Below are 17,547 nucleotides of genomic sequence, written 5' to 3' on the forward strand. Positions count from 1 at the left end.
AATCTCTGCGTCTTATTATAGCACGTTTCGGATAAAAACCAATGATTTGCAAATCATAACAGCAGGGCAGTTCAAACCAATTGCACCCATTTCAGACATTCGACCGAAACCTAAAATGAAAGTTTTGTTAGTTGGCGCGTGTGGAGGCTGATACATCTGAGATCATTTGTAATACGCCTATTCTTGGTGATGTTGGTGATGGCAGGGCTTCCGCAAGGCACCGCTGCTTACGCGGGTGCGAAGGACACGGCGCCCAAAGACGATGCTTTCGCCAAACGAAGAGAGCTGTACGATGAAATTAGCATCGTAACCCGTATTCCCTGGTACCGGTTGGCTGCCGTCGACCAGTACGAGCGAACCATGACCAGAGCCCGCCCCAAGACGAGAGAGCAGCTGGGCCAATACATCGGAATCTTTATGACCGAGAGCGCTTGGGCCGGCGCGCTCAATCCCGACATGTCGGATGAGTCGCCCGCTTCAATTCGGTGGTTCAGCGGACTTGGCGTCGATGGGGATGGTGACGGGCGTGCGATACGCACGAATGACACAGATTTACTGTATTCTGTAGCCAATCATTTCATGCAATTCGGCACAGAAGAGGATGATTTTTCCATCGGTCTGTGGCAGTATTACCACAATACCAGGGCGGTTCAGCGTATCCGCCAGTTCGCTCGTTTGTATGCCACTTACGACAAGCTGGATTTGTTCGAGCATGCTTTTCCCGTCCCGGTCGGAACTAATTATTCCTACAAGGGAACTTGGGGAACCCGCCGCAGCTGGGGAGGCTACCGGATTCATGAAGGTACCGATATTTTCGCAAATCATGGTGTTCCGGTTCGCAGCACCTGCTACGGCATTATTGAGATAAAGGGCTGGAACCCTTATGGAGGCTGGCGTCTTGGCATCCGTGACCTCAATAATTACTATCATTATTATGCGCATCTGTCCGGCTATGACAAGACATTAGCCGTCGGCAGCGTCGTAAAGCCCGGCCAAGTTGTAGGGTGGGTCGGCAGCTCGGGGTATGGCAAGCCCGGAACGCAAGGCAAATTCCCTCCGCACCTGCATTACGGCGTATACCGCGACCGCGGGTTAGTGGAGTGGTCGTTCGATCCTTATCCGATGCTGAGGCAGTGGGAGCGAGAAGAACGGCGCAGGTTACGCAGAAAGTAAACAAAGAGCGCTAATCAAACAGGCCTACGCCTTGATTAGCGCTCTTTGTTTAGGGTTCGTCTGTCGGCGCAAGCGTCGGCACATCAGCATTACCGCCGCTGTTCCCCTCCGCGTCATGCGTCTCCGTTGTCGTGGATACCCCGTCTCCGCTTTGTTCCATCGGCAATGAAATATTCGGCGCACCCGGCGCAGAATCCCCGACGGGATTGCCTTTATTATCGTAATAGTACATCGGCACGTCGCCAACGACGAGCAGATACGAAATCGGAATTTCGGTTTCGACGAGCTCCGGCTTTGTATCAAACGGGATAATGATCGAAACCTCTGCCACAATGTGCATATAGACTTCAACCAAAATCATATTGATTCCGGCATCCTTCTGCCGCGTATTCAGATCGACCTTCACCGCTCCGATCGGCTCAAACTTCACGGGAATGCGCGGACCGAAAGAAGCGATAATCGCGCTCCCGAGCGCCTGGCCAAGAGGGATCCGCTCCGGGATATCGCCCATCTTGTTCAGCGTCGTTTGCACGGTATCGATCGTCTCGGACGTGATCCGCATATGCTCGGCGTAGTTGAGCATGAAGCCGGAAATTTTGCCGCTGGCGTTCGTCTTCCAATCGATCAGCTTATCCGCATTGGAGTTCCCGGCAACCTGTTCCGTAATCGCTTTGTTGATCGATTGCGTAGCCACCTGCTTCACGCGTACGGTGGCGACAGTCATAAGCGGGCCTTGTAAGTTGCGCTCAATGAAGATAAACGTCTGCGCGAAGAACAGAATAAACAGCAGCATCAAGAAGATCAGCAGCTTGCGTCTGCTTATCTTCTTCCTGGGCGACTGGGATCGGGAACGGCGCCGCCTGCCGCTGCTTCGCCAGCCCCGTCTTCCCCATTTGCGCATGCGACGTCCTCCTTCGTGGGCGGTCTCCACATCTCCACTCCAAGCTAGCTTATGCGGAGACCGTCCAAAAAAGAAGACAACTAGTGCAGCTCAAGCAACCCCATTTCAAGACAAGCGGCAACCGACAATTTACGAACGCCTGTCGTAAATCGGATCTCGATAAATTCCGCTCCAACCGCGATCAGCTCCCCGCTGCCGAACACGCGGTGCTTCACCTGCTGACCCGGCTTCAAGGATGAAACGCTCTTCAGCGCCTTCGGATTCGGCGGCACAAACTGCGCGGAGCCGCTCGTAACCGTCACCGTTCCGGAAGTTTTACGGGCTGCTCCGGCTCTTGTCCGTCCGACAACGCCCCCGCCGGCACTCGATGCAGCCACTTGCGCCGATGCAGCCGCAGTCTGTTCCGCGCCCGGAGGCGTCTGAAGATAACGAACAGCCGTCAAGAATTGGGACTCCCGGACCTCTTCCCCGTCCCGTTGTCCGTAAGTCAGCAGCACAAGCTGCTGTTTCGCCCGTGTCATGCCGACGTAGAACAGCCGAACCGCTTCTTCCATTTCCGGCGAAACTTCGCCTTCCACCTTCTTCATATCATCGTTAGACGGAAGGATGCCGTCAATCAGATCAATGATATACACACGCTCAAACTCCAAGCCCTTGGCGCTGTGCAGCGTGGAGAAGGTAACGGCATTGGCGCTCTTGTTGCGTTTGGACGCCTTCATGACCGCCTCCAGGTACTTGAGCCGATTCGCGAAATCCTCCAGCGTCTCCAATCCAATTGCAATATCCTCTAGCGTATTGAGGATGCCGATCAAATTCTCTTTGCGGAAACCGAGACGCTCGCACATTTTCTCCAGCGCTTTCTCGTATCCCAGCTTATAGCGGATCGTTCGAATCGCCGATTGCGGTGCCGTCTCCTTCAGCGAAGCAAACGTATCCTTGCAATCCTGCAGCTGTTTCGGCTGGTAGTCTTGCAGCGGCACGAAACGAATCAAGTTGTCGAAGACGGACTCATTGTTCTGAATGTGGCTGAGCGCCGCCATTTGCGTTTTGGTAATATAGCCGTTCAGCTTCGTATGAATCTTCTCCAGCAAATCCGGCCGTTTGTCCGTATACGCCATGCGCATGAAGTTCAGGATGTCCTCCAGAATCCAGTGGGAGAAGAAACGGTTGTCGCCGTCCTTCATATAGAACGGAATGCCTCTGCGATCGAATTCGTTCATGAGCGAGATGGAAGACGAGTTGTTCCGATAGAGTACGGCCGTCTCTCGCAAATTCTCGATCAGCGCCACCTTGTCTGCCACATACTTAGCCTGCACCTTATAATCGGCCAAACTCTTAATTTGAATCGGCCGGTTGCTGGGATTGCGGGTAAACATATTTTTATCATAGCGGTTGTGGTTTCGTTTGATGAACCGGTTCGCAATGCTCACGATATTACGCGAGGAACGGTAGTTCTGCTCCATCTTGAGTATCGCCGCATCCGGGTATACCTGTTTAAAATCCAGCAAATACTGCGGTTCAGCCGCGCGCCACGTATAGATACTCTGGTCATCATCGGCAACGACGCACAAACAGCCATGCCTGCGCACCAGCTTCTCGATAATGGCATGCTGCACCAAGGACGTATCCTGGCTTTCGTCCGTCAGTACGTAATCGAACTTGTTCTGGTACTTCCAGAGGAGCTCATTGCTCTGCTCCAGCGCGCGGTTCGCGATAACGAGCATATCATCATAGTCGACGAGCAGCTTGTCGCTTCGCGTACGTTTGAACGCTTCGTATTCCTTCAACAGAAGGGCTGCATCCGGAACATCGCATTTCACGCTCGCCCACTCGGCTTCGGGCACCAGCTTGTTCTTGATGAAACTGATATAGGTAGTGAGTTCTTCCATCTGCTCTTCCGTTATGTTATCGCCTCGAACCTTTCGGTAAAGATCACGAAGGATCAGCTTCTTATGAAGAGGCGGATTATGCTCATCGGAACCGCCGGTTGGCTCATTCTCTCCTTCGCCGACTTCTATCTCTACTGCGCCTTCTATAATTTGAAAGGAAGTATGCGAGCGGCGCAAATATTCCCGCATGACTTCGAATGCGAGACTATGTATCGTAGAGAAATCGACACTGCCTGAAGGCATCTCCGGGAAAAACCGGCTAAACCGGTCTTTCATATCCTGCGCAGAGGCTTTACTGAACGTAACCGCCTTGATACGCGAGGGATGGACGCGTTTCACTTCAATTAGGTAGCCGATTCGCATGATGATGGTCGTTGTTTTCCCTGAACCGGGCGATGCCAGCAGCAGCAGCGCACCCTCGGTGTGCATAACGGCCTGCTTCTGCACCTCATTGAGCAGAACGCCCAGTTCCTCTTTCTTTCTTGCGAAAAAATCCGTCGTTGCCATTTCCGAAATGTTCCTTCCATTCCATAAACGTTAAAATTCCCTCTGACGCAGCTGCGGGAGGGAGTCTAAGTAGATCCGTCTATGATTGTATAGAACAAGTATCCCCGTTTGCTCCCTTGTCCGCAATAGTTATTTTCTGCCTTCGGCGCTGCCGCCTCTTAACCTCAGCTTAGCAATGCCCCAAAGCAGAAGCGGCACACCTACGCAATGAACCGGAAGCAGATACGGAATGGCAATTTTCTGCGGAAAATAGACCGAGCTTTCGATGAAATCTCGGGGTATAAAAGCAAGCAGCAGGACGAAAGGGGCTACCCCCCACATGAGCCGCTTCCACTTCTTTACGCCCAGCCACTGGGCGGTCCCATACGTGCTGACGAAGAAATAAAGCGAGACTTTAAGAAACACGCTTATGATCCAGATGGCGACGACAAGCGAGTCCAGATTTTGAAGGAAATCAAAATACGTCATGTAGCGGATTAAGTTGAAGAACGGATAGGTCAGACCCGCGCCTGCACCATAACCGATGACCGCCACCAGCAGAAAGGTCGAGACGCACGTCAGGAAGCCTGCCGTCCCTACGCCAAGCATGGCCGGCTTCGTGCCCGATTTCGGTTTCGAAACGAAGGCAAACAGCATAATGAGAATAATGCAATCGCCTAAAAAGGTCGTCGTCGGGAGTGAGCCTTGAATGATCGTTTTGATTCCCGTATCGCTATAAACCGGGAGAATGTGATTCCAACTAAAACCCTTGGAACTCAAGATCAGCGGCACGAAGATGCCAAGCAGGATAAAAGGGCCGAATACCTCGCTGCAGCGCGCAATGACTTCAATTCCGGCACTCGCCACATAGATCGCGACAAAGAGCATGCCGAGAATCGTAACTACCATGGGTGTTCTCGGCAATATCGTGGCTGCAATAAACTCCGCATACTGGCGTAAGATGATCGCCAGAACACTGTACCAGTACAGGAAGTACAGGAAGATGAGCACATGGCCTGCCCATTTGCCGACAATGAGCAGCACATATTCCACGAAGGTCTTTCCGGGATACAGTTGACTGAGCCGCGCGCTCACAAAAGCAATAAACACGCCAAAGACGCTTGCGATCACCATCGACAGCCATGCGTCCTGCTTGGCGGTTACCAGAGCCGGGTTAATGGTCAGCAATATGGTCATGCCTGCTTGCATGGTCGCGATCAACCAGAACAGCTGCTTGCCGCCGATTCGCATCTCTTTCATGATTGTCCCTGTCCGCTGCCGATCAGCAGCCTGCCAAAAGGTCCAAACCATAGCTCCAAAAGCTCCGATGGACCCGGAAGGCTAGGGTAGACATACAGCAGCGCACCAAGACCAAAGCCGATCGCCAATAAAGAAAAATAAGCGATCCGCTCTTTTCTCGGAGCATTGCGTACCCAATACCACTGGAAGATGGATACAATTAAACTGCATGTCAATAAAGCGGGAATGGATTTCCAAGTCATAATCTCTGCTCCTAATCGCTGGTTCTTGCTGTTACATTAGACAATCCCGGGCGCAGCAAGACGGCATCCGGCTCAATCTTAACCTCCACCTTCGGAAATTGCTCATCCCAGTCATTCTCCGTTTCCTGCCATATTTTCGGATAAGCCCGGTGAAATTCCCCTGCAAAGTCAAATACATCTGCCTGCATGCCCAATTGAATTCGTTTAAGCGCATTTCTGATCTGCTTCTTCATGTCCTGCTCAAGCGCAAGCTCCACCTTCTTGACGCCTGCTTCGCTGGAAGCCAAATTGATGCTGGTCGTATTCTGCAGGGTATCGTTCTCCGAATGAATACGTACCGTCATACTCCACTTTCCGTCGCTTATATGCGGGATGAGCTTGGTTTGGCTTCTCAGCATTTGCACGGATAGGGTCCCTTCTTCTCCTTTCGGAACGACCGTTACGACCCCATATTCGATTTCATTCCGAAGCCACAGAAGGCCTCTCGTCGTTTGCTCGTCAACAATGCCGACCATACGGCCGTTTTTGAAGATCGCCGTTCCATTCTGATAGCGGGCCGACCCGATGTTAGCTGAATTAGGCGGCTTTAGCTCCCTTAGCCATGGCAATGCAAAGGCATCGGCCTTCTCTGTCAGCATTTCGGAGACCTCGGCCAGCGTAAAGCTCATGGTGGTTTTGCTCTTCGCAAGCTCCCGCAATACCTCCGATGTATCTCGCTCCAAGGTAGACTGGAATGCCAAGACGCTCCGCGCCTTGTTACGGCAGACATAAATATAGGCACGTTCTCTGGGCTGAGGGGCTCGCATGAGATAATCCACATCGTCGCGGATGCCAAGTTTCGCCGCTTCCTCGCCAAAGATGATGACTTCGGCATGTCCCCAGAACAGCTTCCTCGAAAGCTTGTCCTGCACATGGGATAAGGCATCGGCAATATTCACCCCGGATGATGTAAGCACGAATGTGTTGGAAGATCCGCTCCCCCCTTTATCTCCCATGCCCGATCCGCCTCCTCCCGCTGCTCTGGGCACATAAATTTGCAAGGACAAATCGACTTCGTTGCTGCTTGTCCTATCGATTGCAGCTCCCGTTATCAGCGCAAGATCGTTGATTTCGATACGGTCCCAGCAACCCGAGAGCATAAGCAGCCAGCATAGGCACAAGGCTAGCAGGAGAATACGAGAACGCCACTTAGCTTTCATGACTATTCCTCCCCTTGAGAATCGCGATTAGGAGCAGCAATGCAGGAACGAACAGTTGAAAGAGAAAGGTGTAGACTGGCACGCTGGTACCCAAGACTTGGCGCAGCATTTGATAGTTAGGTGCACACCATATACTGACGAGGATAACCAATAACCCAATAGGCGCAATGATCGTACGATAATTCGGCAGCTTCAGGAACTGGGCGGTCCACAGGACCGTCCCATAGAAATTAACGGTCACCTTAATGAAGATTCCTATCAACCAAGTGGCCATCAGCAACGATTCGATATGTTCCAGGAAGTCCGATAACGAAATATAGCGAACTGCGACGAGAAACGGATAGTTGAACGCTTTGCTCAAGTTACCGAACATGAACAATATGGAAACGTTGATCAATACCAACGTCATGGTGACGGATGCCACGCTGATCAACGACCATTTGAGCGCCTTGCCTTTATTCTTAGTCAGGTAAGGCAGGAACATCGAGATGATGAAGTACTGCGAAAACCAAGAAGCAGGAAGAATCGAGCCTCTGAGCAGGGGGAGCGGTCCGTACTCCATAACCGGGTACATTTCCTTCCATTTCATATCCGGGATCATAATAATTAGCATCGCAAGGATAATGATGAGCGCGATCGGAATGAGCAGCTGAGCTGCACGAGCCCACGCTTCGAGCCCCATATACAGGGCATAGGCACAAACGATCATCAAACAAATGACGATCACGATCATCGGCGTCTGAATGAGAAAAGTCGTGGCAATGAATTCGCCATATTGGCGAAGCACCATCGCGTTGGTGTAAATAATCGATACCACATAGATCAGCGCTAAGCTTTTGCCGAGGTAACGCCCCAGAATCGTTTCGATATATTCGATAAAGGTTTTGTTCGGGTACCTGAGATGCAGAGCGACCATAACACCGATAATCATGCAAGCGGGTAATCCTGCAAGGATCGGAGTTGCCCACATATCGCGGCCCGCCGTGACCATGGATATGGAAGGCGCGCTTAATACTAACGTAGCCAGAATATAGGGATGCATGAGAAAAGCGAGCTGCAGCGGCGAAATACGGCCTTTCTCCATCATGGCGACTCATTCCCTTGGGGCGGACCCGGCTTCTGGCCATCCGCCACTCTCGTCTTGTTCGGCGCTTTCTTCGATAGATAAGGTCTCGTGCGCATCATCCAAATCGGTGCACGCACCAGCACATCCTTCAGCTCGCTGCCTTTCATTGGCGCCAGCGGCTGCAGATATGGAATCCCAACGGAGCGAAGGGAACACAGATGGATAACGACCACAATGACGCCGAGCATGAGTCCGAGCAGCCCCAGCATGCCGGATAACACCATGATGGGAAAACGCAGCATACGAATCGCGATCCCGCTGCTGTACTGCGGCATCATGAATGAGGCGATACCCGTAATGGCAACCACCATGACCATTGGTGCGGATACCAGTCCGGCCGAAGTCGCTGCTTGTCCGATTACCAGCGCGCCTACGATACTGACGGCGGCGCCGACTTGCCTTGGCAGGCGTACGCCCGCTTCGCGGAGCGCTTCGAAGGATATCTCCATGAGCAAGGCCTCCACGAGCGCCGGAAAGGGGATGTCCTCCCTGGATTTCGCGATGCTGAGCAGCAATGAGGTGGGAACCATCTCTTGGTGGAACGTCATAATCGCCACATAGAGGGACGGCAGAATGAGCGTAATGATAAAGAACAGGTAGCGCAGCCACCGGATAAACGTACCGATCAAGAAACGCTGATAGTAGTCCTCCGGCGATTGCAGCATCGTGAACAGCGTTGCAGGCGCAATCAGCACGAAAGGGGTACCGTCTACGAGAATGGCGACTCGACCCTCCAACAAGGAGGCGCTAACCACATCCGGCCGTTCTGTCACTTGGATTTGCGGAAATGGCGAGAAGGGATTGTCTTCAATCAATCCTTCGATATAGCCGCTCTCCAGTATGCCGTCAATATCGATACTCTCGATACGCTCGCGCACCTCTTCGATCAATGACGGCTCTGCGATGCCATCGATGAACGAGATGAGCACTTCCGTGCGGGTATGGCGTCCGAGATAGTAAGGAACCATTTTGAGCGAAGGCGTTTTGATTTTACGGCGAATCATCGCCGTGTTGACGCTAATGGTCTCGGTGAACCCTTCCCTTGGTCCGCGGACGACCGCTTCCGCTCCCGGCTCCTCGATGGAGCGCTTCTCCCACTTGGCAAGGCCAATTGAAATGCCCTGTTTCATGCCATCAATGACGAGCAGCCCGCAACCATTGGATAAACATGCGATCGCATCTTCCAATGCATCGTGCTCCAGCACTAGAGAGAGCGTCAGAATAGAAGCAAGCCGCTCCGACGTAATGTCACCGGATGCCTCAGCCGGCAGCTCCAGCAAAGGCCTGATGACATGCTGATCCAGCAGCTCTACATTGACTAAACCATCTATATATACAACAAATGCATCCGTGGTATCCCCGATTGAAAATTCACGGAACATCACATCTTTGCAATCCGTGTAAATATCATGCAGCATTCGATTATTATCAGCCAGCACGGTGGAAAACGGTTGTGACTGTTTGGGTGCATCCATAGGCAGGCTCCTTGTAAGTAATACGTTAATTTTTTCCATAAAGCACCTGTGATAAACGCAAGGGCGTGAAAACAGAGACAACGCCCCCACTTTGGAAGGCGCGCAACCTTTCCCGCAATCCTCGAAATTTTCGCCGATGTAGATCACTTCGTGAGCTGCTTTCTACCATTTCCCCGAATCCTCGTTGATATAGATCCCTAGTTGAGCTACTTTCTACCATTTCCCCGAATCCCCGCCGATGTAGATCCCTAGGTGAGCTACTTTGTACCATTTCCCCGAATCCCCGCCGATGTAGATTCCTAGGTGAGCTACTTGCTACCATTTCCCCGAATCCCCGTCGATGTAGATCCCTAGGTGAACTACTTTCTACCATTTCCCCGTATCCTCGTTGATGTAGATCCCCAGGTGAGCTACTTTGTACCATTCCCCCGATTGCCCGCCGATGTAGATTCCTAGGTGAGCTACTTTCTACCATTTCCCCGTATCCTCGTTGATGTAGATCCCTAGGTGAGCTACTTTCTATCACTCCCCCGAATCCCCGCCGATGTAGATCCCTAGGTGAGCTACTTTCAACCATTCCCCCGAATCCCCGCCGATGTAGATCCCTAGGTGAGCTACTTTCAACCATTCCCCCGATTCCCCACTAATGTAGATCCCTAGGTGAGCTACTTTCTATCGTTTCCCCAAATCCCCGCCGATGTAGATCCCTTGGTGAACTACTTTCCCACCCTTGTGCGGTAACTATTACCTCCCTTTCGCTCAAAACCACCATTGCCCGCTCATGTGCGGTAACTATTACCTCTCTTTCGCTCAAAACCACCATTGCCTGCACATGTGCGGTAACCATTACCGCTCTTCGAATTGGCAACACGTACGCCGAATCCAATCTCGCTGGGCACCCATCCATAACGCACAAAAAAAGCTGCCCCAAAAGTGTACACCTACACTTGTGGGGCAGCTTCTTCTATATAATCTAGCTCTGCAACGGATAGTGACACGCTGCCTGCCGTTCATCAATGATGACGCGCAGCTTCGGCTCCTCTGTCTTGCAACGATCCTGCGCGAACGGACAGCGCGGGTGGAAGCGGCAGCCGGAAGGCGGATTGGCCGGAGACGGAACATCCCCTTCCAGTATGATGCGATCCTTCTTCCGCTCCGTTGTCGGCTGCGGAATGGCTGACAGCAGCACGGAAGTATAAGGGTGCAGCGGTTTCGCGAACAACTCCTCGGTTGGACCAACCTCGACCATTTTGCCCAAGTACATGACCCCTACGCGATCGGAAATATGCCGAACGACGTTAAGGCCGTGCGCAATGAACAGATAAGTCAGCCCCAGTTCTTTCTGCAGCTTCACCATCAGATTGAGCACCTGCGACTGAACCGAAACGTCCAGCGCCGATACCGCTTCATCAGCCACGATGAATTTGGGATTAAGCGCTATTGCCCGGGCAATGCCGATCCGCTGCCGCTGACCGCCGGAGAACTCATGCGGATAACGATTGCGGCGCGAAGCATCCAGGCCGACCAGCTCCATCAATTCCACGACGCGGTCATCGATCTCCTTAGCCGTCATTCTGCGGTGAACCTTGAGCGGCTCGCCGATCAGATCGCGAACGAGAAACCGCGGGTTCAAAGAACCGAACGGATCCTGGAATATAATTTGCATCTCTTCCCGAAGCTTGCGAAGCTCGCCGGATCCTACCTCTTGAATGTTTCGGCCCTCGAACTTAATTTCTCCGGCTGTTGCCTGCTTCAAATTCAGCAATACGCGGGCAAGCGTAGACTTGCCGCAGCCGGACTCGCCTACAAGACCGAATGTTTCTCCCGCCCGGATGCCGAAAGAAACGTCGTCAATCGCCTTAACCTGTCCTACGACACGGTTCAGCAAGCCGCTCTTAATCGGGAAATATTTCTTCACATTGGAGGCTTCGATCAAATATTGGCCGCTCATGAATGTGCCACCTCCAGCTTGCTCTTAATCGTCACTTTCAGTTCTTGGCTGCTGAATGCGCCTGGCCTTGGATCTGCTCCATCATGATCATCCAGCCAGCATGCAGCCTTATGCCCCGATGGTGAAGTCTGCATCACCGGCTCCTTATGACGGCAAATATCCATGGCATACGGACAGCGCGGGTGGAAACGACAACCCTCCGGCAGCTGGCTGATCGGCGGAATCGAGCCTTTGATCGTATACAGATCACCGCCCCGTTCCCCTTCTAAGCCCGGAATGGATTTAAGCAGCCCAATCGTATACGGATGACGAGGCCCATCGAAAATCTCCTTCACCGTTCCTTCTTCCACTACGGTTCCCGCGTACATGACCGCAATGCGGTCTGCCACCTCAGCTGCTACGCCCATATCATGGGTAATCAGCAGCATCGACATGTTGAACTCTTTCTTCAACTGGAGCAGCAGGTCCAGAATTTGCGCCTGAACCGTTACGTCCAGCGCCGTTGTCGGCTCATCCGCAATCAGCAGCTCCGGGTTGCAGGCGAGCGCCATCGCAATGACGACACGCTGGCACATGCCTCCGGACATCTCATACGGATACTGCTTGGCGCGAATTTCCGGAGCGGGAATGCCGACGCGGCGCAGCATCTCGATGCTTTGCCTCCAAGCTTCCTTCTTCTTCAAGCCTTTATGAATACGCAGCGCTTCTGATATCTGGTCACCGACCGTAAAGACCGGATTGAGTGCAGACATCGGATCTTGGAAGATCATCGTAATCAAATTGCCGCGGATTTTGAGCATGTCGGATTGTTTCTTCTTCACCAGATCTTGACCGTTAAACAGCACTTCGCCATCTACAATCAAGCCGCCTGCATAATCGATGAGACGCATGACGGACATTGCCGTAACGCTTTTGCCGCTGCCGGACTCGCCGACGACGCATAGCGTTTTCCCTTTTTCCAAATCGAACGAAACACGATCCGTCGCCTTGGCTAAACCTCTATCAGACAGAAAGCCAGTTGTTAAATTCCGGATTTGGAGAATTTTTTCCGCCATCTGTCCAGCCTCCTTCGAGGTATCGTTGTCTTCCTAGGATCCAAGCCATCGCGAATGCCATCTCCGATAAAGTTAACCGCCAGCACGACAAGCAAGATACATAGCCCCGGATAAATCGCTTGAATCGGGTCTGTCAGCATAAATTCCTGCGCGTTGCTCAGCATCAGTCCCCAGCTTGTATTCGGCGTCTGAACGCCAAGTCCAAGGTAGGAAAGGGCCGATTCACTCAGAATCGCTCCGCCTACCATGAGTGTCGCCGTAACGATGATCGGTGCCGAAGCATTGCGAAGCAGGTGTCTGAAAATGATGCCAAGGTCAGAAACGCCCGTAGCCTTAGCTGCCTCTACATACTGCATTTCGCGAAGCTGCAAGTACGTGCCGCGGACAAGCCTGGCTACGCCCATCCAGCTCGTCAAAGCAAGAATCAGAATCATGTAACTAATCTTCGAGCCAAATATAGCCAGGATCAAAATGTTCAGGAACAACGTCGGAATCGAGTTCATAACGTCAACGAAACGCATCGCGATCGTATCCACCCAGCCTCCGAAGTAACCGGCAAACGCGCCGACAAGCGTACCGATAAATACGGATACAAAAGCAACGGAGAAACCAACGGTAAGCGAGATTTGCGAGCTATGCAGCAGTCTGGAGAAAATATCCCGGCCCAGCTCGTCGGTGCCAAGCAGATGACCGTCCGTCCCTGCCGGCAAATTCGGAAACATCATATCGATCCGCGTAGGATCATAAGGCGAGAACCAATTTGCTCCAATCGCTGCAATTACAAATATGGAAAGGATCACAAGACCGGTAATGGCAAAGGGATTGGTGCGAAACTTCTTCCATGCGGTCTTCCACGGTCCGTCCGGACGTTTGTCCAGGGCCGCTTGGGTGCCGGATGCTGACTTCTTCTCAAGAACTGCGTTACTCATGATGCCGCGCCTCCTTTAGAGCCTAATTGCACCCTAGGATCGACAACGGCGTATAAGATATCGGCAATCAAATTGCCGACGACGACGATAACGGATACGATCAGCGTGATGGACATCAGCACGGAGTATTCCCTTGCTACAGCCATATCTACGAATAAGCGTCCCATTCCCGGCCAGTTGAACACACGCTCTGTTAGAGCGGCTCCGCCTACCAGAATCGGCAGATCGAGACCCAGAATCGTAATGATCGGAATCAGTGCATTGCGCAGGGCATGGCGAAAAATAACCCTTCCCTCTTTCAACCCTTTCGCGCGAGCGGTACGAATATAATCCTGGTTCAGTACCTCCAGCATACTTGCGCGCGAATACTTCGTGTACGCAGCCAGAAATCCGAGCGTCAGCACGGATACCGGAAGAATCAAGTGCAGGAACAGGTCGCCGAGGTTGCCCTCTTTGCCCATGGTATACATATCCGATAAAGGCAGCAGATCAAGCTTGAGCGAGAAATACTCCTGCAATATAATGCCAAACCAGAACGTCGGCATCGCGAATCCAACATAGGAAACGAAGTTGGCCGTCTGGTCGGAAAGTCCATATTCGGCTGTACTGTTATAAATCCCCCAAGGAATTGCGATCAAGAGCGAGAAGAGCCATGCAGCGCCCATTAATACCATTGTGTTTTGCACGGTTGGCCATAGAATGTCGCCGACCGGAATATGATTCTTAAACGTATAGCCGAGATCGCCCGTAAGCAAATTGCCTAGCCAAATCGTATATTGTACAAAGATGGGACGGTCGAGCCCCAAGTTATGGGCTTGTATCGCTCCAGCTTCCGGCGATAAGCCGGGGGCTAAAAATATCTTCGTAGGTCCGCCGGGTGCGGCGTGAATCATGAGGAACGTAAGAATCGAAATTAAAAAAAGTACAAGGACGGATTGCAGTGTTCGGCGTATCATATATTCAGTCATTCCAGCGCCCCTCCTTTTACTGAACACAAGAGAAGGGCCTGTTGGCCCTTCCCTTGTTCAGTTATGCAGTATGATTGTCGAACCTATTCTGTTGCCCACCAGTTGATTGCATGGTACAAGTAGCCGTAGCCGAGGGCAGATTCCGGTTTGTCTTCTTCAGCCCAGTGGATCTTCGTGGAGTCTACGACTTGCGGAAGTCCGTATTGGTACAAGAATACATAAGGAAGGTCAACCGAGATTTGTTTGCCGATTTCATGGTACACATTTGCGCGCTCTGTTTGATCTGTAGTCAGTTGACCTTTCGTCCACAAAGCGTCGATTGCTTCGTTCTTATACCAGCCGCCGTTTTGGCCGGTTGGCGGGTAATATTTCGAAGAGAAGATGCTCTCTGCATCCGGATCCGGGTTAGACAAGGACCATGAAAGCAGAATGGCAGGGAACTTACCAGGCGTGATGTTCTGGTCGATCCACGTTGCAAAGTCAATGCCTTTAGGTGTTACTTCGATGCCAACATCCTTCAGGTTCTGCTGAATGATTGCGGCAACTTGCTCACGGCGGCTGTTGCCGGCGTTGTATTGCAGTTCGAAGGAGAAGCGGTGTCCGTCTTTCACAAGGATGCCGTCTTTGCCCGCTACCCAGCCGTCTTCAGCCAGAAGAGCTTTTGCTTTCTCAGCGTCATAAGCGTAGTTAACGGCTTGGTCACCAGGATCTGCCCATGAACCTGGCAGGAATGGCGAGTTCATCAGCTTACCAGTGCCTTTAAGAACATTGTCGACCATACCTTGACGGTTCAGTGCAGTAGCAATGGCTTGACGTGTTTTTTGACCTTTGAACGGTGAATATTTATCAGGGAAGTTCTCGTCCTTGAAGTTGAATTGTACGTATTCGTATTGAGGACCCGGAGCAAGAATCACGTTCAGATTCTCTTTCGCCTTAATCGCATCGATTTGGGTAACCGGAATCGCTGGAGACATTTGAATGTCGCCTTTGATCAGGGCTTGAACTTCCGTGTTTTGGTCAGCGTAAATTTTGTAGATGATCTTAGCCAAGTGCGGCTTCTTCTCACCCCAGTAGTTCGGGTTCGCTTCCAGCGTAATGTATTGGCCTTGTTTCCACTCTGTAAATTTCCATGGACCGCTTGTAACGGTTTTCGCAGGATCTACGCCGTATGCGTTCTTGCTCAGTTCTTTAACCGGTACATCCTTCAAGATGTGGGAAGGGACCAAGGAGCTGGCAAGCGTGTATTGGAATGGTGCATACACTTGCTTCAGTTTGAATTCAATCGTCGTATCATCGACTTTAGTGATGGTATCGATTTTGTCTACTGTGCTGATACCAGGTGCGCCGGCATCAGGGTTTTTAACCGTGTTGAAGGTGAAGAGAACGTCGTCTGCAGTAAGCGGCTGACCGTCGTTCCATTTTGCCGTGCTTTTGATTTTGACTGTATATGATTTGCCGTCTGCGCTGATCACTGGAAGCTCGGCAGCAATCGACCAAGGCTCAACTACCAGGTTGGCATTGCGGTCTACGTCGTATAACTTGGCGTTGATCAAGGTTTCAATATCGCCGGAAGAAGTGTCATTGATATAAATAGGGTTTACAGAGACGATATCGGAGAATGTGCCAATCGTCATGGTTCCGCCGTCTACAGGCGTGTTCGGATCAGGAGTCGCGGGTGTTTCAGTCGTAGTGTCGGTGTTTGTGGTAGTGTTCGTTGCTTCAGTTGTGTTAGCAGGTTTGTTGTTCGTTGTTGTATTGGCGTTGTTTGCATTGTTATTACCGCTGCAACCCGCCAACATTACTCCAACAAGAGCGATGACAGACAAACAGGAAAACCAATTCGATACCTTCCTCATCTTGTTCATTCCTCCCCATGATCTCAACAAAATGATTACATAAATTGACTTTTGTTGAAATATACCAAACTATTAGAATTTTCTCAAAACTTTTTTGCGAGATTCATAGCCTTTTCTGAAATCTTTAGAACTTCTTTACCAAGTGCGCCTTCAAACGACCAAATCCCCTATTAAATGACTCCTTTCGAACGCTAGTATTTGATGCTGCAGTTAGGCTGCTTGACTTCGAAATCATTGTAATCGATTTGACATTTACAGTATATTGGGGGAATTTCAGCATAAAAGAAAGCGTTTTTAACATTCCAATCTACCAAAGCCTTGCATTTACAAGATTTAAACATGTCATGAGTTGGGGGAATTGGACGGTGCGGTTGCTTCGGGCTATTTTCGAAAAATAGGCTTAAAGTAGGCCGCATGTATCTTTATGCAACGGCATCAATTTGCTTCAACGCGTTGCCGCGTCGCCTCAAAATGACAATATTCTTCACCGCGTTTACCGATTACTTCATTAAAGCAGTTGGGTGAATAGTATTTCTTATAGGTTTCGAAACCATTGGTTTTACTAGTTTTTTTAATTTATAGTTTCCAGTTACAGGAATTATTAAATTTCTTCAGGCCAAATGAAAAGCCTCCCGAAATAGACCGCGCGGAATACGAGTATGAGCGGGCTGCGTTTGATGTACGCAGTTTATAGGACCGAGTTACAACGCTATGAATATTTATGCACAATTGCTATTTCTTCGAAAAATATCATGAATTTAACGTAAAATGTGAAGAAATATTACATATGACTTGTTTTGATGACAGTTGCATGCATTGTCTGTCCAAAAAAACAAACCGCCAATACGTCCGTTCACGTATTGGCGGTTCTCTTCTTCCTTACAAGGAATTCATTACGCGGTAAATCGTTACAGCCGCTTGAGCTCTGGTAGTCTCGCCTTTAGGGGCGAAGCTGCCATTGCCAAGACCGTTCATCAAGCCTGCCTCTTGCACGGCAAGCACAGCTTCTTGCGCGTAAGCCGAGATTGCGCCTTGAT

14 protein-coding genes are annotated in these 17,547 nt (G+C 51.1%); 1 reads left to right on the top strand and 13 read right to left on the bottom strand.

The window, feature by feature from the left end; all coding sequences use genetic code 11:
- Positions 1–198: 198 nt before the first annotated feature.
- Complete coding sequence (locus I8J30_RS24075) at positions 199–1,173, top strand: M23 family metallopeptidase (RefSeq protein ID WP_240548326.1); 975 nt, start codon at positions 199–201, stop codon at positions 1,171–1,173.
- 49 nt (positions 1,174–1,222) lie between these two features.
- Here the strand turns inward: I8J30_RS24075 and yunB are convergent, their stop codons facing one another.
- The 13 genes from yunB to I8J30_RS34310 form a co-directional block, all read right to left on the bottom strand.
- The gene (gene yunB, locus I8J30_RS24080; protein WP_210662459.1) at positions 1,223–2,074 is read right to left on the bottom strand and encodes a sporulation protein YunB; all 852 of its coding nucleotides are present in this window, start codon (positions 2,072–2,074) and stop codon (positions 1,223–1,225) included.
- Positions 2,075–2,154: 80 nt separating this feature from the next.
- The gene (locus tag I8J30_RS24085) at positions 2,155–4,470 is read right to left on the bottom strand and encodes an ATP-dependent helicase (protein ID WP_210662461.1); all 2,316 of its coding nucleotides are present in this window, start codon (positions 4,468–4,470) and stop codon (positions 2,155–2,157) included.
- Between the two features lie 129 nt (positions 4,471–4,599).
- The gene (locus I8J30_RS24090) at positions 4,600–5,760 is read right to left on the bottom strand and encodes a GerAB/ArcD/ProY family transporter (protein ID WP_210662463.1); all 1,161 of its coding nucleotides are present in this window, start codon (positions 5,758–5,760) and stop codon (positions 4,600–4,602) included.
- Positions 5,706–5,951 (bottom strand): hypothetical protein, encoded by a 246-nt coding sequence (locus I8J30_RS24095; protein WP_210662465.1) that lies wholly within the window; start codon positions 5,949–5,951, stop codon positions 5,706–5,708. The genes I8J30_RS24090 and I8J30_RS24095 overlap by 55 nt, the downstream gene beginning before the upstream one ends.
- Positions 5,952–5,962: 11 nt before the next feature.
- The gene (locus tag I8J30_RS24100; RefSeq protein WP_210662467.1) at positions 5,963–7,150 is read right to left on the bottom strand and encodes a Ger(x)C family spore germination protein; all 1,188 of its coding nucleotides are present in this window, start codon (positions 7,148–7,150) and stop codon (positions 5,963–5,965) included.
- Complete coding sequence (locus I8J30_RS24105; RefSeq protein ID WP_210662469.1) at positions 7,140–8,237, bottom strand: GerAB/ArcD/ProY family transporter; 1,098 nt, start codon at positions 8,235–8,237, stop codon at positions 7,140–7,142. The genes I8J30_RS24100 and I8J30_RS24105 overlap by 11 nt, the downstream gene beginning before the upstream one ends.
- Positions 8,234–9,751 carry a spore germination protein gene (locus tag I8J30_RS24110; RefSeq protein ID WP_240548327.1) on the bottom strand — a complete coding sequence of 506 codons (1,518 nt, stop codon included), beginning with the start codon at positions 9,749–9,751 and terminating at the stop codon, positions 8,234–8,236. Before I8J30_RS24110 ends, I8J30_RS24105 begins: the two co-directional genes overlap by 4 nt.
- A gap of 973 nt (positions 9,752–10,724) precedes the next feature.
- Positions 10,725–11,702, bottom strand: coding sequence for an ABC transporter ATP-binding protein (locus I8J30_RS24115; protein WP_210662473.1), 978 nt, complete (start codon positions 11,700–11,702; stop codon positions 10,725–10,727).
- The gene (locus I8J30_RS24120; RefSeq protein WP_210662476.1) at positions 11,699–12,757 is read right to left on the bottom strand and encodes an ABC transporter ATP-binding protein; all 1,059 of its coding nucleotides are present in this window, start codon (positions 12,755–12,757) and stop codon (positions 11,699–11,701) included. The genes I8J30_RS24115 and I8J30_RS24120 overlap by 4 nt, the downstream gene beginning before the upstream one ends.
- On the bottom strand, positions 12,724–13,686 hold the full coding sequence (locus I8J30_RS24125) for an ABC transporter permease (protein ID WP_210662478.1): 963 nt from the start codon (positions 13,684–13,686) through the stop codon (positions 12,724–12,726). Before I8J30_RS24125 ends, I8J30_RS24120 begins: the two co-directional genes overlap by 34 nt.
- Entirely contained in the window at positions 13,683–14,654 is a 972-nt protein-coding gene (locus I8J30_RS24130; RefSeq protein ID WP_091212472.1) for an ABC transporter permease, read from the bottom strand. The genes I8J30_RS24125 and I8J30_RS24130 overlap by 4 nt, the downstream gene beginning before the upstream one ends.
- Positions 14,655–14,737: 83 nt before the next feature.
- Positions 14,738–16,510 (bottom strand): ABC transporter substrate-binding protein, encoded by a 1,773-nt coding sequence (locus I8J30_RS24135; protein ID WP_210662480.1) that lies wholly within the window; start codon positions 16,508–16,510, stop codon positions 14,738–14,740.
- A gap of 879 nt (positions 16,511–17,389) precedes the next feature.
- A complete protein-coding gene (locus I8J30_RS34310; RefSeq protein ID WP_420831253.1) occupies positions 17,390–17,536 on the bottom strand; it encodes an S-layer homology domain-containing protein in 147 nt (48 codons plus the stop codon).
- Between the last annotated feature and the right edge of the window lie 11 nt (positions 17,537–17,547).

Origin of the sequence: Paenibacillus lignilyticus, assembly GCF_017942085.1 — a bacterium.
In the GTDB taxonomy this organism is placed as follows: domain Bacteria; phylum Bacillota; class Bacilli; order Paenibacillales; family Paenibacillaceae; genus Paenibacillus_Z; species Paenibacillus_Z lignilyticus.

Coding starts and splice junctions, on each gene's coding strand:
- I8J30_RS24120 (WP_210662476.1), bottom strand. CDS start 12,757: ATGGCGGAAAAAATTCTCCAAATCCGGAATTTAACAACTGGCTTTCTG.
- I8J30_RS24105 (WP_210662469.1), bottom strand. CDS start 8,237: ATGATGGAGAAAGGCCGTATTTCGCCGCTGCAGCTCGCTTTTCTCATG.
- I8J30_RS24085 (WP_210662461.1), bottom strand. CDS start 4,470: ATGGCAACGACGGATTTTTTCGCAAGAAAGAAAGAGGAACTGGGCGTT.
- I8J30_RS24115 (WP_210662473.1), bottom strand. CDS start 11,702: ATGAGCGGCCAATATTTGATCGAAGCCTCCAATGTGAAGAAATATTTC.
- I8J30_RS24135 (WP_210662480.1), bottom strand. CDS start 16,510: ATGAGGAAGGTATCGAATTGGTTTTCCTGTTTGTCTGTCATCGCTCTT.
- I8J30_RS24130 (WP_091212472.1), bottom strand. CDS start 14,654: ATGACTGAATATATGATACGCCGAACACTGCAATCCGTCCTTGTACTT.
- I8J30_RS24125 (WP_210662478.1), bottom strand. CDS start 13,686: ATGAGTAACGCAGTTCTTGAGAAGAAGTCAGCATCCGGCACCCAAGCG.
- I8J30_RS24110 (WP_240548327.1), bottom strand. CDS start 9,751: ATGGATGCACCCAAACAGTCACAACCGTTTTCCACCGTGCTGGCTGAT.
- I8J30_RS24090 (WP_210662463.1), bottom strand. CDS start 5,760: ATGGTTTGGACCTTTTGGCAGGCTGCTGATCGGCAGCGGACAGGGACA.
- I8J30_RS24095 (WP_210662465.1), bottom strand. CDS start 5,951: ATGACTTGGAAATCCATTCCCGCTTTATTGACATGCAGTTTAATTGTA.
- I8J30_RS24100 (WP_210662467.1), bottom strand. CDS start 7,150: ATGAAAGCTAAGTGGCGTTCTCGTATTCTCCTGCTAGCCTTGTGCCTA.
- yunB (WP_210662459.1), bottom strand. CDS start 2,074: ATGCGCAAATGGGGAAGACGGGGCTGGCGAAGCAGCGGCAGGCGGCGC.
- I8J30_RS24075 (WP_240548326.1), top strand. CDS start 199: ATGGCAGGGCTTCCGCAAGGCACCGCTGCTTACGCGGGTGCGAAGGAC.